This is a genomic window from Erwinia sp. PME.40.26/001 (assembly GCF_055556675.1).
This window is the reverse complement of record NZ_JBVHNP010000013.1, coordinates 20,092-41,037: the sequence shown is the minus strand read 5'-3', so window position 1 is coordinate 41,037 and position 20,946 is coordinate 20,092. Positions and strand designations below refer to the sequence as shown.

Sequence of the window (20,946 nt, the reverse complement as noted above, 5' to 3'; positions counted from 1 at the left end):
ACCTTCCTGATCCCCTGCCTGCATTCAGACGGCTGAATGAGAACGTACCAGCAGGGATTGCGCTTTTCCTGTTGCTTTTCGGACTTCACCTGCGATGATAGATGGCAACAGGTATCTTTAACGAGTAGAACAAGAATGAAGAAAAAACTTATCCAGCTGGCTCTGGTGTTGACGGCGGTCAGCCTGACGGGATGTGGCCTGAAAGGCCCGCTCTATTTCCCTAAAGATGAGCAGGCTAAACCGCAGGTGCAGCAGGCCACCCCAACAACGCCATCCGTCACGTCAGAGCAGACACCTGCTTCGACCCGTGGTCAGAGTGTGCAACCGGCCCAGTAATAAAACAATGACGCACCCGGCGGAGCAGAAAATGCAGTTCTCAAAAATGCACGGTCTCGGTAACGACTTCATGGTGGTTGATGCCGTCACGCAAAATGTCTATTTTTCCCCAGAGCTTATCCGTCGTCTGGCCGATCGTCATCTGGGGATCGGCTTTGATCAGCTCCTGATCGTAGAGCCGCCTTACGATCCGGATCTTGATTTTCATTACCGCATCTTTAACGCCGACGGCAGCGAAGTGTCGCAGTGCGGCAACGGGGCGCGTTGTTTTGCCCGTTTTGTTCGCCTGAAGGGGCTGACCAATAAAAGTGAAATTCGCGTCAGCACGCAAACGGGCCGCATGATCCTCAGCGTCGATCAGGATGAACTGGTGCGCGTGAATATGGGCGAACCTAATTTTGAACCTCAGCAGGTTCCGTTCCGTGCGAATAAAGCCGAAAATATCTATCTGATGCGCGCTGCCGAGCAAACTGTTATGTGCGGCGTCGTGTCGATGGGTAATCCACACTGCGTTTTACAGGTTGAAAGCGTTAAAACGGCCACGGTTGAAACGCTGGGCCCGGTGCTTGAGAGCCACGAACGCTTTCCCGAGCGTGTTAACGTTGGCTTCATGGAAGTCGTCAGTCGTGAGCACATCCGGCTGCGTGTTTATGAACGCGGGGCGGGTGAAACGCAGGCCTGTGGCAGTGGTGCCTGTGCCGCAGTGGCTGTGGGCATTCAGCAGACGCTGTTAAGTGAAAATGTGCGTGTTGATCTACCCGGTGGCACGTTAAATATCGCCTGGAAAGGGCTCGGTCATCCCCTGTATATGACCGGTCCTGCCACTCACGTCTATGACGGATTTATTCATCTATGAAAAATGTTGGAGAACAGCAGGAAGCGGGTGAGGTATTACTGGACGACCGAACGGTCAGCGAGTTCCTGCTGCAAAATCCAGACTTCTTTATTCGCAATGCCCGTCAGGTCGAGCAGATGGTGGTTCCGCATCCGGTACGTGGAGCGGTGTCGCTGGTGGAGTGGCAGTTAGCGCGCCAGCGCAATCACATTCAGCAGTTAGAAGAAGATATTACGCTGCTGATGGAGCAGGCCAGTGCGAATCAGCAGCTATTTGATCGCCTCTTTGCCCTGCAGGGACGACTGGCGGCGGCCACCAGCTTGCACGACATGCTTAATCGCCTGCACCGCTGGGCGCGAGAGTTTGGTCTGGCCGGGGCTAATATTCGCCTGTTCAGTGAAAAATGGCGCATTGGTGCCCCGTCCGACTTTACGCAGCTTGCCCTGTCGCGTCAGGCGTTTGAACCGGTACGTATTCAGCGTCTGGGTAAGCAAAACCACTATCTGGGCAGCCTCAACGGTCCTGAATTATTGCTACTGCTCCCTCAGGCCAGGGCCATCGGCTCGGTCGCGATGTCGTTGCTGGGCGAAGAGGGCGATCTGGGCGTGCTGATTTTCAGCAGCCGGGACAATCAGCATTATCAGTCCGGGATGGGTACCGTGCTGTTACAGCATCTCTCGCTGATGCTGCCACAGCTGCTGTCACGTTGGGTCGAACGGGCGTGAACAGTGAATCGCCCCTGCTGCCAGCCGTAGAGGGGTTTCTGCGTTACCTGAAGGTTGAGCGCCAGCTCAGTCCGCTGACGCTGACCAGCTATCACCGTCAGCTCAGTGCGGTCGTTACCCTGCTGGACGAACTGAAAGTGAGTGACTGGCCCCGGCTGGATGCAGCCCGGGTTCGCTCTCTGGCAGCCCGCAGCAGCCGCAGCGGGCTGAAGCCCGCCAGCCTGGCGCTTCGCCTTTCCGCATTACGCAGCTTCCTTGACTGGTTGATTAGCCAGGGCGTTATTCAGGCCAATCCGGCGAAAGGTGTTGCCACGCCGAGGGCCCCCCGGCACTTACCGAAAAATATTGATGTCGATGAAGTGAATAAACTGCTGGATATCGACCTCAACGATCCGCTGGCCGTTCGCGATCGCGCCATGCTGGAAGTGATGTACGGGGCGGGTTTGCGTTTGTCGGAGCTGGTGGGGATTGACCTTAATCATCTCGATCTGGACTCGGGAGAGGTGTGGGTCATCGGCAAGGGGAGCAAAGAGCGTCGCCTGCCGGTGGGTGGAACGGCCGTACGCTGGATCGGTCACTGGCTGGCGCTGCGTGAGTTGTTTGTACCGGATGATGAGGCGTTATTCCTGTCAAAGCAGGGCAAACGGATCTCGGCACGTAACGTACAAAAAAGGTTTGCCGAATGGGGTGTGAAACAGGGGCTGTCCAGCCACGTTCATCCCCACAAACTGCGCCATTCTTTCGCCACACATATGCTTGAATCGAGCGGGGATTTGCGGGCGGTACAGGAGCTGCTGGGGCATGCCAACCTGACCACCACGCAAATCTACACCCATCTTGACTTTCAACACCTGGCGTCGGTTTACGATGCCGCCCATCCCCGTGCAAAACGAGGAAAATCCTGATGCACTTCTACCGACCTTTACGCCCTGTCGCGGCCATGACCTTCGATCTTGATGACACCTTGTATGATAACCTCCCGGTAATCCGCCGCACCACCGAGGAGTCCCACAGCGCACTACAGGCGTATCATCCTGCTCTGAACGACTTCAGCGTGCTGCAGTATCAGCAGGTGCGTGACCGCCTGCTGGCGGCTGAACCCGACATTTACCACGACGTCAGCGAATGGCGGCGTCGTGCCGTAGAACAGTCGATGCTGGATGTGGGTCTCACCTCCGCGCAGGCGGTGGAAGGTTCCCGTGACGTGATGGCCGTGTTTGCCCGCTGGCGCAGCGAGATCGACATTCCCCAAGAGACGCACGCGACGCTGGCGGCGCTGGCACAGCGTATTCCCCTGGTGGCCATCACCAACGGTAACGCGGAACCGCACCTGTGTGGCCTGGATCAGTACTTCCGTTTCACCCTGCGGGCCGGGCCGGATGGCCGCGCCAAGCCCTATCAGGATATGTATCAGGCCGCCGCCGGGCGGTTAAACCTGGCACCAGAGCACATTCTGCACGTCGGGGATGACCTTATCACCGACGTCGCGGGGGCCATACGCTGTGGGATGCAGGCGTGCTGGATTAACCCGCATCGGGCTAACCTGATGCAGAGCAAAGATTCCCGCCTGCTGCCGACGCTGGAAATTTCGCAGTTGGCATCGCTGACTGCGCTGATATAATAAGCTGGTTAAATATCCAGTGGGCGGCCTGATGCTGCCCCCGATCCCCGACGGTGCCTTATGGACGTTTCAGACCTGCTCGACAGCTTGAATGACAAACAACGCGAAGCCGTGGCCGCGCCGCGCAGTAACCTGCTGGTGCTGGCCGGCGCAGGGAGTGGTAAAACCCGCGTGCTGGTTCATCGCATTGCCTGGCTGATGGCAGTGGAGAACTGCTCCCCCTATTCGATCATGGCGGTGACCTTCACCAACAAAGCGGCGGCAGAGATGCGCCACCGCATTGAACAGCTGATCGGCACCAGCCAGGGCGGGATGTGGATCGGCACCTTCCACGGCCTGGCCCACCGCCTTCTGCGTGCGCATCACCTGGATGCGAATCTGCCGCAGGACTTTCAGATCCTCGACAGCGAAGATCAGCTGCGGCTGCTCAAGCGGCTGATCAAAGCGATGAATCTGGATGAGAAGCAGTGGCCCGCACGGCAGGGGATGTGGTACATCAACGGCAAAAAAGACGAAGGTCTTCGTCCGAAACATATTGAAAGCTACGGGAATCCGATAGAGCAGACCTGGCTGCGTATTTATCAGGCCTATCAGGAAGCCTGCGATCGCGCCGGGCTGGTGGATTTTGCCGAACTGTTACTGCGCGCGCATGAGCTGTGGCTGAACAAGCCGCATATCCTTAATCATTATCGTGAGCGCTTTACCAATATCCTCGTCGACGAATTCCAGGATACCAACAACATCCAGTATGCGTGGATCCGTATGTTAGCGGGTGACACGGGTAAAGTGATTATCGTGGGAGACGATGACCAGTCTATCTATGGCTGGCGTGGCGCGCAGGTGGAAAATATCCAGCGCTTCCTCAAGGATTTTCCCGGTGCAGAAACCATCCGTCTTGAGCAAAACTACCGCTCGACCAACAATATTCTGAAAGCCGCCAATGCCCTGATCGCCAATAACAGCGGGCGGTTGGGTAAAGAGCTGTGGACGGAAGACAGCGACGGTGAACCGATTGCCATCTATTGTGCGTTCAACGAGCTGGATGAAGCCCGGTTCGTGGTTAACCGCATCAAAGTGTGGATGGAGAATGGCGGCGCGCTGAACGACTGTGCCATTCTGTATCGCAGTAACGCCCAGTCGCGTGTCCTGGAAGAGGCCCTGCTGCAAACCAGCATGCCGTACCGGATTTACGGCGGGATGCGCTTCTTCGAACGTCAGGAAATCAAAGATGCACTGGCCTACCTGCGTCTGATCTCCAACCGCAACGATGATGCCGCCTTCGAGCGCGTGGTGAATACGCCCACGCGGGGGATTGGCGATCGTACGCTCGACGTGGTCCGGCAGACCTCACGCGAACGCCAGCTGACGCTGTGGCAAACCACGCGCGTGCTGCTGCAGGAGAAAGCGCTGGCCGGACGCGCGGCCTCTGCGCTGCAGCGTTTCACTGAGCTGGTCGACTCACTGGCACAGGAAACGGCCGAGATGCCCCTGCACGTCCAGACCGATCGGGTCATTAAAGATTCCGGCCTGTGGCTGATGTATGAGCAGGAGAAAGGCGAGAAAGGCCAGGCGCGTATTGAAAACCTTGAGGAACTGGTCAACGCCACGCGGCAATACGCTTATCAGGACGAAGATCAGGATCTGATGCCGCTCCAGGCGTTTCTGTCCCATGCTGCCCTGGAAGCCGGTGAAGGCCAGGCGGACAAATGGCAGGATGCCGTACAGCTGATGACCATGCATGCGGCCAAAGGGCTGGAGTTTATGCAGGTCTTTATCGTCGGAATGGAAGAGGGCATGTTCCCCAGCCAGATGTCGCTGGATGAGGGTGGACGCCTGGAAGAAGAGCGCCGTCTGGCCTATGTTGGCGTGACCCGTGCGATGCAGAAGCTGACGCTGACCTATGCTGAAACCCGCCGGCTTTATGGTAAGGAAGTGTATCATCGTCCGTCACGTTTTATCGGTGAGCTACCGGAAGCGTGCGTAGAGGAAGTCCGCCTGCGTGCCAGCGTCAGCCGTCCGGTCAATCATCAGCGAATGGGGACGCCGGTGGCTAAAAATGACAGCGGTTTCGCCCTCGGCCAGCGGGTACACCACGCCAAGTTTGGTGAGGGGACTATCGTCAACCTGGAAGGCAGCGGCGAACACAGTCGTTTACAGGTGGCCTTCCAGGGGCAGGGCATCAAGTGGCTGGTGGCAGCCTATGCCAAACTGGAAGCCATGTGATGGACTGAAGGGCGCATGGCCCTGCTTGACGCCTTTTTAGTCTCAGCGTAACATGCGCCCACCATTACCCTAAGAGGACATTCGCCTTGGACACACCCAGTACATACTGGCTCATTGACCTGCATTCCAGGTGCAACTCCTAAGGCTATCCTCTTCTGCCGATAGCCTTCGTGGTTGTTGGCGACCGTCCTTCCCGTCGCTCTGAGTCAGTGGTGATCGCTGACAGAAACATCTGTTTCCCGTGTTCAAGCGCTCTGTCCCATTTTGTTACTGTGAATTGGGAGTACAGCTTATGTTGAGCGCATTTAAACTCGACCAAAATCGCCTGACCCGCCTTGAACTGGATGAGAGTGAAGCCAGGGACGAGCTGACCGGTTCCGTCTGGGTGGATTTGATCGAACCGGAAGAAGCTGAACGAGATCGGGTGCAAACCGAGCTGGGTCAGAGCCTGGCAACCCGTCCTGAACTGGAAGATATCGAGGCCTCGGCGCGTTTCTTTGAAGATGAAGACGGCCTGCACATCCACTCCTTCTTCTTTTATGAAGATGCTGACGACCACGCCGGTAACTCAACGGTGGCGTTTACTATTCGTGAAGGGCGCCTCTATACGCTGCGCGAACGTGAGCTTCCGGCGTTTCGCCTTTACCGCATGAGAGCCCGTAACCAGGTGCTCACCGACGGTAATGCCTATGAGCTGCTGCTCGACCTGTTCGAAACCAAAATTGAACAGCTGGCAGATGAGATCGAGAATATCTACAGCGACCTGGAAAAGCTGAGCCGCGTGATTATGGAAGGGCAGCAGGGCGATGCCTTTGATGAGGCGCTGTCGACGCTGGCAGAGCTGGAAGATATCGGCTGGAAAGTGCGCCTGTGTCTGATGGATACTCAGCGCGCCCTGAACTTCCTGGTGCGCAAGGCGCGACTGCCGGGCAATCAGCTGGAGCAGGCGCGTGAGATTTTGCGCGATATCGAATCCCTGCTGCCGCACAACGAATCGCTGTTCCAGAAGGTCAACTTCCTGATGCAGGCGGCGATGGGCTTTATCAACATCGAACAGAACCGCATTATCAAAATCTTCTCGGTGGTTTCCGTCGTGTTTCTGCCGCCTACGCTGGTGGCGTCCAGTTACGGCATGAACTTTGAGTTTATGCCTGAACTGAAGTGGAGTTTTGGTTATCCTGGCGCGATTACCCTGATGATCCTGGCCGGTCTGGCCCCTTACGCCTACTTTAAGCGCAAGAACTGGCTGTAAGCGTCATCAGAAAAAAATCGCCCCATGGGGCGATTTTTTTATACCAGAATTCAGACGTGTTGTGCGGTTTGCCGCCGCAGGGACCACAGGGCGTCAGCGATAAACAGTGCCAGAGCGGCCCAGATAAAACCAAAGGTGACAAGTTTATCCGGCGTCATCTGCTCGCCGTAGAACAGCACCGCCAGCAGAAACATCAGCGTTGGCCCCAGATACTGGAAAAAGCCGACGGTGGAGAGCTTCAGACGGGTACAAGCTGCGGTAAACAGCAGCAGAGGAACGGTGGTAATCACGCCTGCCGCTGCCAGTAACAGGTTCAGACTCATCGGGTTGTTACCCAGATGGCTGGTCGCGCTGTCGGTGAGAGCAAACAGGTAAACGGCTGCAGGAAGAAGAAGCCAGCTGGTTTCAATCAGCATCCCTGTCTGGGCGTCGACGGCAATTTTTTTGCGCAGTAGCCCATAAAACGAGAAGCTGATGGCCAGGCCGAGCGCGATGACGGGTACCGAGCCAAACTGCCACACCTGTATCAGCACCCCGCAGGCAGCCAGCGTCACGGCCAGCCACTGCAGGCGGCGGAAACGTTCACCAAGAAACAGCATCCCTACCAGCACGTTTAACAGCGGATTAATAAAATACCCCAGGCTGGCCTCCAGCATATGGTGGTTATTGACCGCCCATATGTACAGCAACCAGTTACTGCAAACCACTACCGCAGAAAGCGCCAGCAACAGCACTTTTCTGGGATGTTGAAGCAGCGTGCGCACGCTGCGCCAGTTACGACTGACGGTGAGCAATACCAGCATAAAGAAAAATGACCAGATTACCCGGTGAGTCATGATCTCGCCGGGTGCCACCTGCTGGATCAACTTGAAATAGACTGGGGCAATCCCCCAGATAAAATAGGCTCCCAGCGCAAATATAATGCCCTGACGCGTCTGCTGTGGGTTCATTCAGTTAACCAATCATGTAAGTGGCGGTGGCGCTGGCAATATGAACGCCAGCGTCGTTATGCAGTTCCACGCGGGCAACCGACACTTTATTCCCGCCGCGCAGCAGACTGCTGCTGGCAATGAAACGCTCTCCGCGACCGGGGCGCAGATAATCCACCCGCAGATCGATGGTGCCCATACGCGATAAACGCTGCCGCAGCTCCTCTTCTGTGATGCTTTCCTGACGCGTCAGCGCCGCGGTGACGCACACCAGGCCAGCGGCGACATCCAGTACGGAAGCAATCACGCCCCCGTGCAGAATTTTTTGCGCAGCGTTACCGACCAGCATCGTCTGGTTTGCCAGGCTCAGTTCGGCGTAGTCCGACTCCAGGCGATCCAGCGCCAGCCCCAGCGCACGGTTAAAGGGCATATGATAGACAAAAATCTCACCGATCAGGCGACGAGCGGCAGTCTGATCCATAGGTACTGCTGACATTATCGGGTCTTCCTGTAAAACAAAATGAAAGAAAATCAGGTTAATGGAATGTATATATTATGCTTCGTTACCCGTGCTTTCCACTTTCGCAAATCAGCACTAATCTCTCAGGATTTTTCTGTGTAGAATGGCGTGCTTTTTATTCACTTATTCAATTTGCCTCTCTGGGAGATCGCTATGGCTCTGCTGAAAGGATTGCTGGCGTCAGCAATTCTGTTTCCGACGTTAGTACTGGCGCAGGAAGCTACGGTAAAAGAAGTGCATGACCAGCCAGCCGTACGTGGCAGTATTATCGCCAACTTACTGGAGAAGCATGACAACCCCTTTATCCTTTTTCCTTATGAAAACAACTATCTGCTGTATACCGATACCAGCAATATTAACAAGGAAGCGATCGAGTCTTACGACTGGGGAAACAAAGCCAAACACGATGAAGTGAAGTTCCAGTTAAGCCTGGCCTTCCCGTTATGGCGCGGCATTCTCGGTGATAACTCTGTGCTGGCGGCATCCTATACACAGCGCTCCTGGTGGCAGCTTTCCAACCGGGGAGCCTCATCGCCGTTTCGCGAAACCAACTACGAGCCGCAGATCTTCCTCGGCTGGGCAACGGACTACAGCTTTGCCGGCTGGACGCTGCGCGATGTGGAAACGGGCCTTAATCATCAGTCTAACGGACGTTCAGATCCCACGTCACGAAGCTGGAACCGGGTATATGCCCGCCTGATGGCGCAGAATGGAAACTGGATGGTGGAAGCGAAACCCTGGTTCCGTCTTCCAGAAAGCGAAAATAACGATGATAACCCTGATATCACCAAATACATGGGGTATTATCGCCTGACAGTCGGTTACCAGATGGGTGACAGTATCTTCAGCGTAAGAAGCAACTACAACTGGAACAGCGGCTACGGTGGCGCTGAACTGGGCTGGAGTTATCCGCTGACCGATCATGTGCGTTTCTACACGCAGGTATTCAGTGGTTACGGCGAGTCACTCATCGACTATAACCACCGTCAAACGCGCGTCGGCGTTGGCGTGACGCTCAACGACCTGTTCTAAGGTTGTCGTGACCGGGGCGTGCAAGCGACCCGGCCAGAATTTTTGTTATTACAGATTTGGGGACGATGTGTCTACGGCAGCAGTGATCAATAAAGAAACGCTGGCAGAGCAGGTATTACGTGAGACCTTCGGCTATCAGCAGTTTCGCCCTGGACAACAGAACATCATTCAGGAGTCGCTGAACGGGCGAGACTGTCTGGTGGTGATGCCGACCGGCGGAGGAAAATCCCTCTGCTATCAGATCCCTGCGCTGGTGCGCGAAGGTCTGACGCTGGTGGTGTCACCGCTGATCTCCCTGATGAAAGATCAGGTGGATCAGCTGCTGGCCAACGGTGTATCGGCTGCGTGCCTTAACTCGACGCAAAATCGTGAAGAGCAGCAAGAGGTGATGGCCGGGTGCCGCACTGGCAGAATCCGCCTGCTCTACATCGCCCCTGAGCGCCTGATGATGGACAACTTCCTTGAGCAGCTGATGCACTGGAACCCGGCCATGCTGGCGGTGGATGAAGCCCACTGTATTTCCCAGTGGGGGCATGATTTCCGCCCTGAATACGGTGCACTGGGTCAGCTGCGTCAGCGGCTGCCTGATGTGCCGGTGATGGCACTGACCGCCACCGCTGATGAAACCACCCGTAACGATATCGCCCGACTGCTGCAGCTGGACGATCCGCTGATCCAGATCAGCAGCTTTGACCGGCCGAATATTCGTTACACGCTGGTGGAAAAATTCAAACCGACCGAACAGCTGCTGCGCTACGTGCAGGATCAGCGCGGTAAGTGCGGCATCATTTACTGTAACAGCCGGGCAAAGGTGGAAGACACCGCCGCCCGACTGCAAAGCCGTGGCCTCAGCGTCGGGGCTTATCATGCCGGTATGGATAACGCGCATCGCGCCCACGTACAGGAAGCCTTCCAGCGTGATGACCTGCAAATCGTCGTCGCGACCGTGGCTTTTGGTATGGGGATCAACAAACCCAACGTACGTTTTGTGGTGCACTTCGATATCCCGCGCAACATTGAATCCTACTATCAGGAAACCGGCCGTGCCGGGCGTGATGGTCTGCCTGCCGAGGCGCTGCTGCTGTACGATCCGGCTGATATGGCCTGGCTGCGTAAGTGCCTTGAGGAGAAAGCGCCGGGGCCGCTGCAGGATATTGAGCGGCATAAGCTGAATGCAATGGGAGCCTTTGCAGAAGCGCAGACCTGCCGTCGCCTGGTGTTGCTGAACTACTTTGGTGAAGGCCGGCAGCAGGCCTGTGACAACTGCGATATCTGCCTCGATCCGCCGCGCCGTTATGATGGTCTGGTGGAGGCACAAAAAGCACTCTCCTGTATCTATCGTGTTGGACAGCGCTTCGGCATGGGCTATATCGTCGAGATCCTGCGCGGGGCGAATAACCAGCGAATTCGTGACATGCAGCACGATAAATTACCGGTGTATGGCATTGGGCGTGAACAGAGCCACGAGCACTGGACCAGCGTGCTGCGCCAGCTGATTCATCTGGGGCTGGTGACGCAAAATATCGCCATGCATTCGGCTTTACAGCTGACGGAAGCTGCGCGCCCGACGCTGCGCGGCGAAGTGCCGCTGATGCTGGCCGTACCGCGCCTGGTCACCATTAAGCCTCGTAACAGCAGCCAGAAATCCTATGCCGGTAGCTATGACCGCAAGCTGTTTGCAAAACTGCGTAAGCTGCGTAAGTCGATAGCGGATGATGTGAATGTCCCGCCGTACGTGGTATTTAACGATGCGACACTGATTGAAATGGCTGAACAGATGCCGCTGACGGCGTCAGAGATGCTGAGTGTGAACGGGGTCGGACAGAAGAAGCTGGAGCGCTTTGGCAAGCCATTCCTGGTGATGATCAAAGAGCATGTCGACGGTGTGGACGAGGATTAATTATTAATCCGGGCCAATTTTTCCGGCCGTGATGTCGATTCAACCGTTCTCCATGATATCCCGTAGGGGCCGACCTTCTTTTCCGTTCGGCCCTTGTTGTCAGGCGATTCTGCGTGCCGACGCCAGCAGTGCCCCCACCGCAATAAACAAACCCCCAAATATCCGGTTAAGCAATTTCATCTGATGCGGACCTTTGATCCACACCGCAATGCGCGTCGCCAGCGTGGCATAACCGATCATCACGATAATATCGACCACCACGGTGGTGATGCCCAGCACCAGGTACTGCATCGCCTGCGGCTGGTGTGGCAGGATAAACTGTGGGAACAGCGCGGCCAGAAACACAATGCTTTTCGGGTTCGTCAGGTTCACCAGCACAGCGCGTTTGAACAGCCTGCGGCGTGGCATCGCTTTTGCCACTGCGTTCAGGTCGATTGCCCCGGCAGAACGCCACTGCTGGATGCCCAGCCAGACCAGATAGGCGGCTCCTGCCCACTTCAGGATCTCAAAGGCCAGGAGTGATTGTGAAAACAGTGCACCCAGACCAATGCCTACCAGCACAATGTGCAGCGACAAGCCGACCTGAAGGCCGGAAATTGACGCGACGGCACCACGGTAGCCGTGGCTGATCCCGGTACTCATGGTATTGATAGCCCCGGAGCCCGGCGACAAACTTAAAATACAGGTTGTTAACAGATAGGTCAGCCACCATTCGATGGTCATGGGTAAAGCTCCCGAAAAACGCTCATTTGTGACACAATACGTTATTGTTGAACATGGCGCTATGGGGAACCCTGATCCTTTTTTTAGGGCAATACCCCTTCTGGAAAAAGTCCGATGGAACATCATAAACACAACTGGCTGACGCGCGAAAAAGCCTTCGCGGCTTTTGCTACCGGCCCGTTGCTGGATTTCTGGAAGCTGCGCGAAGAGGACGAATTTGCGGGTGTCGAAAACGTGCCGATCCGCTATGTGCGCTTCATCTCGCCGCAACACGATAAAGTTATCCTGCTTTGCCCGGGGCGTATTGAAAGCTATGTGAAATACCCGGAGCTGGCCTATGATCTGTTCCACAGTGGCTACGATGTGATCATTATGGATCATCGGGGGCAGGGGCGATCGGGGCGTCTGCTGCAGGATTCACACCGTGGTCATGTCGTCGAGTTTGAAGATTATGTCGATGATCTGGAAACGCTCTATCTGAAAGAGATTGTGGCCCGTCACTACCGCCATCGCTATGCGCTGGCCCATTCGATGGGCGGGGCAATACTGGCCCTGATGCTGGCACGACAGCCTGCGGCGTTTAATGCCGTGGCGCTCGCGTCACCGATGTTCGGTATTTTCCTGCCCATGCCCTTATGGATGGCCCATTCGATCCTTAACTGGGCGGAAAAATACCCGGCTATGCGCGAAGGCTATGCGCTGGGCACCGGGAAATGGCATGCCCGACCGTTTGCCATCAATGAACTTACGCACAGTCGCGAACGCTATCGCCGTAATCTGCGCTTTTATGCCGACGACCCGGGACTGCGGGTGGGTGGCCCGACCTATCACTGGGTGCGCGAAGGGGTGCGTGCCGGGCACAGTATTCTAAGCCAGGCGGCGCAGATATCGACGCCCCTGCTGCTGCTGCAGGCTGCTGACGATAAAGTCGTTGATAACCGTGCGCAGGATTTGTTCTGTCAGACGATGGTGGCTGCAGGTCAGCCCTGTGAAGGCGGCAGACCGATGGTGATTGAGGGGGCCCGCCATGAGATCCTGTTCGAGAAAGACAGCATGCGCGCCAGAGCGCTGGATGCCATCCTGGCCTTTTTTTCCCGCCACCCCTGAGCGGGAAGAATGCTATACCGGTGGGTGATGCTGCCCGTCAGAAAATATTAACCAGAGGTGTTATGTACCGTATTGTTGCTTCAGACCTGGATGGCACGCTGCTGTCACCCGACCACACGCTCTCTTCCTATGCTCGCGAGACGTTGCAGTTGCTGACCCGCAAAGGCATACATTTTATCTTCGCTACGGGCCGCCACTATATTGACGTGGCCCAAATGCGCGATAGCCTGGGTATTGATGCCTATATGATCACCTCTAACGGCGCGCGCGTGCACAACACGGCGGGTGAGCTGGTATTCAGCCATAATCTTGATGAAGATATTGCGCTTGAGCTGTTTGCTCTGCAGCACAGCAACCCGGATATTTATACCAACGTGTACCGGGATGAAGAGTGGTTTCTGAACCGCCACCGCCCGGATGAGATGGATTTTTTCCGCGAGTCTGACTTCAACTACCAGGTTTATCAGCCCGGGCAACTGGCGACCGACGGCATCAGCAAGGTGTTCTTTACCTGTGCGATCCCTGAACTGCTGGTCCCGCTTGAGCAGGCGCTGATGGCGCGCTGGGGCGATCGGGTGAACGTCAGCTTCTCACTGCCAACCTGTCTGGAAGTGATGGCCGGCGGCGTGTCGAAAGGACATGCGCTGGACGCGGTCTCTAAATCACTGGGTTACTCGCTGCAGGAGTGCATCGCGTTCGGGGATGGCATGAATGATAAAGAGATGCTCAGTATGGCGGGCAAAGGCTGCATCATGAGTAACTCTCACCAGCGCCTGAAAGATATCCTGCCTGAGCTGGAAGTGATCGGTTCGAATGCGGACCAGGCCGTACCCAACTACCTGCGGACATTATTTAACGTCTGATGGGGCGGCAGATACAGAAGCAGGGCATCCCGCTGTCCGGCCAGCAATACTGAGCGGTAGCGGTCGGCCCTTTTTCCGGTCAACCTTGCGGGCCGATCCACTGTTTCGATCGGCCCGGTGGTTTAGCGTTTCAGGAAGTGAACAGCCTTATCCGGGAAGTCAGTAAACAGTCCATCGACTCCGGCTTTGTTGTACAGCAGGTCGTAGAGCTGGTCGACGTTGCTGACGTAGGGCGGTAACTGGTCTGCCCGAACGGTATAAGGGTGTACCACCAGATGATTCTGGTGGGCCTCCTGCACCATGCCGGTTAGCGTGACCTTGCCTGTTTTAGCACCGTCAGCCACCAGCATATGGTAGTCAGGTCCGATACCGTCGGCGTACTGCGCAAGAGTTTTCATCGCGCCCGGTTTAAACATCCAGTCGTAATCGTAGTTTACCCACTGACCGTTTCTCTGCTCCTGCGTTTCGTCCCATTTGGTATAGGCGATCAGCTGGACCAGTTTCAGGTTCATACCGCGCTGCGGCTCCAGTTCGGTCTTGATACGCTTCACTTCGTTAAAGTCAAAGCACTGTAAAAAAACTTTATCGTTTTTGCCGGTGTAGCCGTACTGCTTCAGCACATCCAGCACTTTTGCCGAGATATCCTTTCCTTCTTTACGGTGGAACCACGGGGCTTTAATCTCAGTATAAATACCGATGTTCCTGCCCGTTGAGTGGTTCAGCCCCTGGATAAACTCCAGTTCCTCCTCGAAGGTGTGGACGCGGAAGTCTGATTTATCCATCGGGAAACGCCCCGGGAAGGTCTGGACTTTTTTACCCTGTTCTATGCTGAAGCCTTCCGTGAAGGCCAGGCTTTTTATCTCGGCTAGAGTAAAATCAATCGCGTAATAACGTCCGTCGGCCCGCGCACGGTGCGGAAAGCGGCTGGCAACATCGGTCACCCGATCGAGATAGTGGTCATGCAGCACCACCAGGCGATCGTCTTTGGTCATCACCAAATCCTGCTCAAGATAGTCAGCCCCCTGCGCGTAAGCCATCGCTTTCGCCGGCAGGCTGTGCTCGGGCAGGTAGCCACTGGCACCGCGATGGGCAATCACCAGCGGCGAGGTACTCGCGGCTGTCGCCGCGAGTGAGGTGGTCAGTAACACGGTTGCGATAACGTTTTTCAACATAATTACCCGTCCCGATCAGAGTGAGTTCAGTCCCTGTTTGTGTTTTTTCTCGCTCATCATGGTCATCGCCAGCAGGATCACTGCCAGCACACAGCCGCCGATCATGATGATAAAGCCGCCGTCCCAGCCAAAGTAATCGACGGTGTAACCGACGATAGCGCTGGCGGCAACGGAGCCCCCGAGGTAGCCAAACAGACCGGTGAAGCCAGCGGCGGTACCCGCTGCTTTTTTCGGTGCCAGCTCAAGGGCATGCAGGCCAATCAGCATTACCGGACCATAGATCAGGAAGCCAATCACCATCATGCAGGCCATATCCACGCCAGGATTGCCTGCCGGGTTCATCCAGTACACCACAGTGGCGATGGTCACCAGTACCATAAAGAATACGCCGGTGGCACCACGGTTACCTTTGAAGACCTTATCGGACATCCAGCCACACAGCAGCGTGCCGGGAATACCTGCGTATTCGTAGAAGAAGTAAGCCCACGAGGATTTATCCAGCGTGAAGTGTTTCACTTCTTTCAGGTAGGTCGGTGACCAGTCAAGAATGCCGTAGCGCAGCAGATAAACAAACACGTTGGCCAGGGCGATATACCACAGCAGCTTGTTCGGCAGAATGTACTGCATAAAGATCTGCTTTGCGGTCAGCTCGTTTTCATGTTTCTCATCGTAGTCAGGCGGGTAATCATTTTTATACTCTTCGATCGGTGGCAGGCCACAGGACTGCGGCGTATCACGCATCAGCGCAAAGGCAATAATCGCAATGAGAATGGCCCCGAAGGCAGGCATATACAGCGCCGCTTTCCAGTCGTTAAACCAGGCCATACCCAGCAGGAACAGCAGCGGCGGGATGCCGCCACCGACGTTATGCGCACAGTTCCAGACGGAAACGATGCCGCCGCGTTCTTTCTGTGACCACCAGTGCACCATAGTACGACCGCACGGTGGCCAGCCCATTCCCTGGAACCATCCGCAGAGGAATAACAGAACAAACATCACCATAATGCTGGATGTGGCCCAGGGGACGAAGCCCATAAACAGCATCACGGCAGCGGCCAGGATCAGACCGGCAGGCAGGAAAACGCGTGGGTTGGAGCGATCAGACACCGAACCCATGATGAATTTTGAAAAACCGTAGGCGATAGAGATACCGGACAGCGCAAAGCCCAGATCACCGCGTGAGAAGCCCTGTTCAACCAGGTAGGGCATTGCCAGGGTGAAGTTTTTACGCACCAGATAATAGGCAGCATAACCGAAGAATATCCCCAGAAAGATCTGCCAACGTAGCTTGCGATATAACGGATCAACGCGGCTGTCATCAACGCGGGGCTGATGTGCAGCGGGTTTGAAAAAACTTAACATTTTGGCCTCCCATGGCTCGAAAGTCTGTTATCCGGCTTCGAATGCGCAGATAAAGGAAACATTAACCCGAGTCATCAGGGGTAAATGTTCTATTTCGCGCATAGCGTAGTCGTTATCAGAAAAGCTGACTGTGAAGAAAGGCGCAAATGTTACAGTTTTATGACGGAATGGCTATATCTACATCACAAAATGGTGATTTATTTTCACCATGAAACTATAAAGTGTGATTATAGTCACAAAAGTAATTCCGCACAGTGAGTGTGGCTTTCGTTTGATGAGTGAAAATGTTCTAAAAGGAAGGTGGCGGGTTCGCTGATGAGCGCAAAGATTAACGCCATCAGGTGACGTTAATCTGTCATGAAGAACTTAGACTTTTTTGGCCGGGCGGATTTTCATGGTCAGGCCCTTAAGGAAATTACGCAGGATCTGGTCGCCACACTCACGATAATTTTTATGCCCGGGTTTACGGAAGATCGCACCAATCTCGGACTGTCCAACCGCAAAGTCTGCACTTTTCAGCAGTTCCAGAATATCAGTGGTTTTCAGGTCAAAGGCCACACGCAGCTTCTTCATCAGAATATTGTTGGTCATTTTACGTTCAATTGAAGGCGCGGGGGCATCTTCGCTTTTCCCGCGACGCTCAAAAATAAGGCCATTGAGAAAATAACCCATGATGACATCGGGGCAGGGGCGGAAGCCGGCTTCATCCTCTTTTTTCAGGAAGCTGTGTACTTCGGCTTCGGTCACTTCGCTCTCTGCCAGCGCCAGAATGCTTACCACTTTAGCATCGCTTAAATTCAGCATGTAACGCACGCTGCGCAGGACATCGTTATTGGTCATAGGGTCTCTCTGTAGTGAAACAATTGCAGTGCGCGCAGTATAACCCGTCATACCTCAGGCTGCATCTGCGATAGCGGGTGGGTCTGACCTGAGCCCTCCTCTCCGCCAGCGCTGCGCTGACGCCGAAAACCTACGGATGGCTGACGGAAGGGTGTGGAATGCCAGGGCGCGAAGCATCGCGCACCCGTGGCAGATGATCGCAGGCGTGCTGGCGGGCAGAACGAATAAAGGCCTCCACGACCGGCTGGCGCTGTTCACCGTCGCGTACTGCAGCGTACAGGCGGCTCCAGAGCCCTTCCCCCAGCGCCTTGGTGACCACCAGTCCCTGATGCTCGAAACTCTCCACTACCCAGTGTGGCAGCGCGGCAATCCCCATCTGCGCTGAAACCATCTGGATCAGCAGCAGCGTATTATCCACGCTTTTCAGCGTCGGGCTGACGCCGGCGGGCTGCAGAAAATGCCGCCAGATATCCAGGCGCTGTCGCTGTACCGGATAGATCAGCAACACTTCCCGGGCCAGGTCCTCGGGGGAAATATGGTCTTTCTGCGCCAGAGGGTGGTCAGGTGCCAGCACCAGGCGTACCTCAAAATCAAACATCGGCGCATAGAACAACCCGCTGCGCGGCAAAATATCCGATGTCAGTACCACATCGAGTTCCCCCTGCTGAAGGGCAGGTTGCGGGTCGAACGTCACCCCCGATTTGAAATCCATCACTACCTGCGGCCAACTCTGGCGGAAATTGTTCAGCGCGGGGGTCAGCCACTGAATGCAGCTATGGCATTCGATCGCGATACGCAGCGTGGTCTGGTGAGGTTCATGGCAGGCCTGCAGCGCCTGCTGGATTTGGGGCAACACCTGCTCCGCCAGCTGCAACAGTATGTCGCCCTGGGGGGTAAAACGCAGAGGCTGGCTTTTACGCACAAACAGCCGGAAACCCAGACGCTGCTCCAGGTCACTGAACTGATGAGATAACGCTGACTGCGTTTGATGCAGCTGAGCCGCTGCTGCGGCAAGCGAACCCGTTGTTCGCAGGGCCTGCAACGTCCGCAGGTGTTTAAGTTCGATCATGAGAGTCCTTCACATCGACGGTGAATATTTTGCGCTTGTGGATAATACAGTACCTGCACAATATAGCGGTGTAAACATCTGGATGGCTAAATGCACTGACTGGTGCAGCATAGGTTAACTAACGAGGCACAACTGATGACGATTCTTAACCATACTCTCGGCTTCCCCCGCGTTGGTCTGCGTCGCGAACTGAAAAAAGCGCAGGAAAGCTACTGGGCAGGCAACAGCTCGCGGGAAGCGCTGCTGGCCACCGGCCGCGAACTGCGTGCCCGCCACTGGCAACAGCAGAAAGACGCCGGCGTTAACCTGCTGCCAGTGGGCGATTTTGCCTGGTACGATCATGTTCTGACCACCAGCCTGCTGCTGGGTAACGTTCCGTCGCGTCATCAGAATAAAGATGGCTCAGTTGACCTTGATACGCTATTCCGGATCGGGCGTGGCCGTGCGCCGACCGGTGAACCGGCGGCAGCGGCAGAAATGACCAAATGGTTTAACACGAACTATCACTATATGGTTCCGGAGTTTGTTCAGGGCCAGCAGTTCAGACTGACCTGGGCCCAGCTGCTGGAGGAAGTGGATGAAGCACTGGCGTTGGGACATAACGTGAAACCCGTTTTGCTTGGTCCGGTGACCTATCTGTGGCTGGGCAAGGTGAAAGGGGACGCTTTTGACCGCCTGAGCCTGCTGAACGATATTCTGCCGGTCTACCAGCAGGTGCTGGCCGAACTGGCTAAACGGGGTATTGAATGGGTGCAGATCGACGAGCCTGCCCTGGCGCTGGAGCTGCCCCCTGAGTGGCTGGCGGCCTTTAAACCTGCTTACACTGCCCTGCAGGGGGAGACGCGACTGCTGCTGACCACCTACTTTGACAGCATCGGTCAGAACCTCGACACCATTACCGCGCTGCCGGTACAGGGCCTGCACGTTGACCTGGTTCACGGCAAAGACGACATCACGGTACTGAACCGTACGGTGCCGGCAGACTGGGTACTCTCCGTTGGTGTGATTAACGGCCGTAATGTCTGGCGTGCCGACCTGAGCCGCTGGTTTGAGCGCCTGCAGCCGCTGGTGGCCACGCGCAAACAGCTGTGGATCGGATCGTCCTGTTCACTGCTGCACAGCCCCATTGACCTCAGCGTCGAAACCCGTCTCGATGATGAAGTGAAAAGCTGGTTCGCGTTTGCCCTGCAAAAGTGTGCCGAGCTGTCGCTGTTAAGCAACGCCCTGAATCATAATGATCCTGGCTCCCTGGAAGCCTGGAGCGCGCCGATCCGTGCCCGCCAGCACTCCTCCCGTGTACACAATGCGGCAGTGGGTCAGCGCCTGGCCGCTATTACGGCCCGAGACAGCCAGCGTAACAGCCCCTATCCGGTACGTGCGCATGCCCAGCGCCAGCGTTTTCAGCTGCCAGCCTGGCCCACCACCACTATCGGTTCTTTCCCACAAACCACTGAAATTCGCGGCCTGCGGCTTGATTTTAAACAGGGAAGACTGGACGGCAGCCACTATCGTACCGGCATCGCCAGCCACATCAGACAGGCGATTGCAGAGCAGGAGCGACTGGGGCTGGACGTGCTGGTTCACGGAGAGGCAGAGCGTAACGATATGGTGGAGTATTTTGGTGAAAACCTCGACGGGTTCATCTTCACCCAGAATGGCTGGGTGCAAAGCTACGGTTCACGCTGTGTGAAACCGCCGGTGATTATCGGTGACGTCAGCCGTCCTGACGCGATCACCGTTGAGTGGGCGAAATACGCACAGTCCCTGACTGATAAACCGGTGAAAGGCATGCTGACCGGTCCGGTCACCATTCTGTGCTGGTCGTTCCCACGCGAAGATGTGTCCCGGGAAACCATTGCTAAACAGATTGCGCTGGCGCTGCGTGATGAAGTGGTAGATCTTGAAAACGCCGGCATTGGTATTATTCAGATCGATGAACCGGCCCTGCGCGAAGGGTTACCGCTGCACCGTTCCGACTGGTCTGCCTATCTGGCATGGGCGGTAGACGCCTTCCGCCTCAACGCCGCCGTGGCGAAGGATGACACCCAGATCCACACCCATATGTGTTACTGCGAGTTCAATGACATCATGGAGTCCATTGCCGCCCTGGATGCGGATGTGATCACCATCGAAACCTCACGTTCGGATATGGAACTGCTGGAGTCGTTTGAGGAGTTTGAGTATCCGAATGACATCGGCCCCGGGGTGTACGACATTCACTCGCCGAACGTGCCTGATGTGGCGTGGATGGAAGCACTACTACGCAAGGCCGCACAGCGCATTCCGCCTGAGCGACTGTGGGTGAACCCGGACTGCGGCCTGAAAACCCGCGGCTGGACTGAAACCCGTCAGGCACTGGCCAACATGGTCAAAGCGGCGCACAACCTGCGTAATGCACAGAGCGCATCATTCCCGGTGTTGTGATGGTGGTTATCAA

The 20,946-nt window shown here is 55.8% G+C and carries 19 protein-coding genes; 12 read left to right on the top strand and 7 right to left on the bottom strand.

The window, feature by feature from the left end; translation table 11 throughout:
* Nucleotides 1–135: 135 nt before the first annotated feature.
* The 7 genes from lptM (at nt 136) to corA (ending at nt 6,992) form a co-directional block, all read left to right on the top strand.
* A complete protein-coding gene (gene lptM, locus ACZ3HG_RS21590) occupies nt 136–336 on the top strand; it encodes an LPS translocon maturation chaperone LptM (RefSeq protein ID WP_191935645.1) in 201 nt (66 codons plus the stop codon).
* A gap of 31 nt (nt 337–367) precedes the next feature.
* A complete protein-coding gene (dapF, locus tag ACZ3HG_RS21585) occupies nt 368–1,192 on the top strand; it encodes a diaminopimelate epimerase (RefSeq protein WP_191935646.1) in 825 nt (274 codons plus the stop codon).
* Nucleotides 1,189–1,896 (top strand): DUF484 domain-containing protein, encoded by a 708-nt coding sequence (locus ACZ3HG_RS21580; RefSeq protein ID WP_191937351.1) that lies wholly within the window; start codon nt 1,189–1,191, stop codon nt 1,894–1,896. Before dapF ends, ACZ3HG_RS21580 begins: the two co-directional genes overlap by 4 nt.
* Nucleotides 1,893–2,801, top strand: coding sequence for a tyrosine recombinase XerC (gene xerC, locus ACZ3HG_RS21575; RefSeq protein ID WP_191935648.1), 909 nt, complete (start codon nt 1,893–1,895; stop codon nt 2,799–2,801). Before ACZ3HG_RS21580 ends, xerC begins: the two co-directional genes overlap by 4 nt.
* Entirely contained in the window at nt 2,801–3,517 is a 717-nt protein-coding gene (gene yigB / locus ACZ3HG_RS21570) for a 5-amino-6-(5-phospho-D-ribitylamino)uracil phosphatase YigB (protein WP_191935649.1), read from the top strand. The genes xerC and yigB overlap by 1 nt, the downstream gene beginning before the upstream one ends.
* Nucleotides 3,518–3,577: 60 nt before the next feature.
* The gene (gene uvrD / locus ACZ3HG_RS21565) at nt 3,578–5,740 is read left to right on the top strand and encodes a DNA helicase II (protein WP_191935650.1); all 2,163 of its coding nucleotides are present in this window, start codon (nt 3,578–3,580) and stop codon (nt 5,738–5,740) included.
* 292 nt (nt 5,741–6,032) lie between these two features.
* Entirely contained in the window at nt 6,033–6,992 is a 960-nt protein-coding gene (corA, locus tag ACZ3HG_RS21560) for a magnesium/cobalt transporter CorA (protein ID WP_191935651.1), read from the top strand.
* A 50-nt stretch (nt 6,993–7,042) separates the two neighbouring features.
* Here the strand turns inward: corA and rarD are convergent, their stop codons facing one another.
* The gene (gene rarD, locus ACZ3HG_RS21555; protein ID WP_191935652.1) at nt 7,043–7,942 is read right to left on the bottom strand and encodes an EamA family transporter RarD; all 900 of its coding nucleotides are present in this window, start codon (nt 7,940–7,942) and stop codon (nt 7,043–7,045) included.
* A gap of 4 nt (nt 7,943–7,946) precedes the next feature.
* Nucleotides 7,947–8,417, bottom strand: a complete 471-nt coding sequence (locus tag ACZ3HG_RS21550; protein ID WP_062748619.1) for a thioesterase family protein — start codon at nt 8,415–8,417, stop codon at nt 7,947–7,949.
* A gap of 177 nt (nt 8,418–8,594) precedes the next feature.
* Between ACZ3HG_RS21550 and pldA the strand changes: the two genes are divergently transcribed.
* Both pldA and recQ read left to right on the top strand, forming a co-directional pair.
* Nucleotides 8,595–9,473 carry a phospholipase A gene (gene pldA, locus ACZ3HG_RS21545; RefSeq protein WP_191935653.1) on the top strand — a complete coding sequence of 293 codons (879 nt, stop codon included), beginning with the start codon at nt 8,595–8,597 and terminating at the stop codon, nt 9,471–9,473.
* A 67-nt stretch (nt 9,474–9,540) separates the two neighbouring features.
* Nucleotides 9,541–11,373 carry an ATP-dependent DNA helicase RecQ gene (recQ, locus tag ACZ3HG_RS21540; RefSeq protein ID WP_191935654.1) on the top strand — a complete coding sequence of 611 codons (1,833 nt, stop codon included), beginning with the start codon at nt 9,541–9,543 and terminating at the stop codon, nt 11,371–11,373.
* 99 nt (nt 11,374–11,472) lie between these two features.
* Here recQ and rhtB read toward each other — a convergent pair whose 3' ends face one another.
* The gene (rhtB, locus tag ACZ3HG_RS21535) at nt 11,473–12,096 is read right to left on the bottom strand and encodes a homoserine/homoserine lactone efflux protein (protein WP_062748625.1); all 624 of its coding nucleotides are present in this window, start codon (nt 12,094–12,096) and stop codon (nt 11,473–11,475) included.
* 114 nt (nt 12,097–12,210) lie between these two features.
* Between rhtB and pldB the strand changes: the two genes are divergently transcribed.
* Both pldB and yigL read left to right on the top strand, forming a co-directional pair.
* Nucleotides 12,211–13,203, top strand: coding sequence for a lysophospholipase L2 (gene pldB, locus ACZ3HG_RS21530; protein ID WP_191935655.1), 993 nt, complete (start codon nt 12,211–12,213; stop codon nt 13,201–13,203).
* A gap of 62 nt (nt 13,204–13,265) precedes the next feature.
* Nucleotides 13,266–14,066 (top strand): sugar/pyridoxal phosphate phosphatase YigL, encoded by an 801-nt coding sequence (gene yigL, locus ACZ3HG_RS21525; RefSeq protein WP_191935656.1) that lies wholly within the window; start codon nt 13,266–13,268, stop codon nt 14,064–14,066.
* Between the two features lie 122 nt (nt 14,067–14,188).
* Here the strand turns inward: yigL and glpQ are convergent, their stop codons facing one another.
* From glpQ to metR, 4 genes are all read right to left on the bottom strand, one after another.
* A complete protein-coding gene (gene glpQ, locus ACZ3HG_RS21520) occupies nt 14,189–15,238 on the bottom strand; it encodes a glycerophosphodiester phosphodiesterase (RefSeq protein WP_191935657.1) in 1,050 nt (349 codons plus the stop codon).
* 15 nt (nt 15,239–15,253) lie between these two features.
* Nucleotides 15,254–16,600 carry a glycerol-3-phosphate transporter gene (gene glpT, locus ACZ3HG_RS21515; RefSeq protein WP_191935658.1) on the bottom strand — a complete coding sequence of 449 codons (1,347 nt, stop codon included), beginning with the start codon at nt 16,598–16,600 and terminating at the stop codon, nt 15,254–15,256.
* 366 nt (nt 16,601–16,966) lie between these two features.
* Nucleotides 16,967–17,440 (bottom strand): YehS family protein, encoded by a 474-nt coding sequence (locus ACZ3HG_RS21510; RefSeq protein WP_191935659.1) that lies wholly within the window; start codon nt 17,438–17,440, stop codon nt 16,967–16,969.
* Nucleotides 17,441–17,570: 130 nt separating this feature from the next.
* Entirely contained in the window at nt 17,571–18,509 is a 939-nt protein-coding gene (gene metR, locus ACZ3HG_RS21505) for an HTH-type transcriptional regulator MetR (protein ID WP_191935660.1), read from the bottom strand.
* Nucleotides 18,510–18,644: 135 nt separating this feature from the next.
* On the opposite strand from metR, the gene metE reads away from it, so the two are divergent.
* Nucleotides 18,645–20,933: a 5-methyltetrahydropteroyltriglutamate--homocysteine S-methyltransferase gene (gene metE, locus ACZ3HG_RS21500; protein WP_191935661.1), complete on the top strand. Its 2,289-nt coding sequence runs from the start codon at nt 18,645–18,647 to the stop codon at nt 20,931–20,933.
* The last annotated feature ends 13 nt before the right edge of the window (nt 20,934–20,946 follow it).

Coding starts and splice junctions, on each gene's coding strand:
- ACZ3HG_RS21510 (WP_191935659.1), bottom strand. CDS start 17,440: ATGACCAATAACGATGTCCTGCGCAGCGTGCGTTACATGCTGAATTTA.
- pldA (WP_191935653.1), top strand. CDS start 8,595: ATGGCTCTGCTGAAAGGATTGCTGGCGTCAGCAATTCTGTTTCCGACG.
- pldB (WP_191935655.1), top strand. CDS start 12,211: ATGGAACATCATAAACACAACTGGCTGACGCGCGAAAAAGCCTTCGCG.
- uvrD (WP_191935650.1), top strand. CDS start 3,578: ATGGACGTTTCAGACCTGCTCGACAGCTTGAATGACAAACAACGCGAA.
- rarD (WP_191935652.1), bottom strand. CDS start 7,942: ATGAACCCACAGCAGACGCGTCAGGGCATTATATTTGCGCTGGGAGCC.
- glpT (WP_191935658.1), bottom strand. CDS start 16,600: ATGTTAAGTTTTTTCAAACCCGCTGCACATCAGCCCCGCGTTGATGAC.
- dapF (WP_191935646.1), top strand. CDS start 368: ATGCAGTTCTCAAAAATGCACGGTCTCGGTAACGACTTCATGGTGGTT.
- corA (WP_191935651.1), top strand. CDS start 6,033: ATGTTGAGCGCATTTAAACTCGACCAAAATCGCCTGACCCGCCTTGAA.
- ACZ3HG_RS21580 (WP_191937351.1), top strand. CDS start 1,189: ATGAAAAATGTTGGAGAACAGCAGGAAGCGGGTGAGGTATTACTGGAC.
- yigL (WP_191935656.1), top strand. CDS start 13,266: ATGTACCGTATTGTTGCTTCAGACCTGGATGGCACGCTGCTGTCACCC.
- metE (WP_191935661.1), top strand. CDS start 18,645: ATGACGATTCTTAACCATACTCTCGGCTTCCCCCGCGTTGGTCTGCGT.
- yigB (WP_191935649.1), top strand. CDS start 2,801: ATGCACTTCTACCGACCTTTACGCCCTGTCGCGGCCATGACCTTCGAT.
- rhtB (WP_062748625.1), bottom strand. CDS start 12,096: ATGACCATCGAATGGTGGCTGACCTATCTGTTAACAACCTGTATTTTA.
- glpQ (WP_191935657.1), bottom strand. CDS start 15,238: ATGTTGAAAAACGTTATCGCAACCGTGTTACTGACCACCTCACTCGCG.
- ACZ3HG_RS21550 (WP_062748619.1), bottom strand. CDS start 8,417: ATGTCAGCAGTACCTATGGATCAGACTGCCGCTCGTCGCCTGATCGGT.
- metR (WP_191935660.1), bottom strand. CDS start 18,509: ATGATCGAACTTAAACACCTGCGGACGTTGCAGGCCCTGCGAACAACG.
- lptM (WP_191935645.1), top strand. CDS start 136: ATGAAGAAAAAACTTATCCAGCTGGCTCTGGTGTTGACGGCGGTCAGC.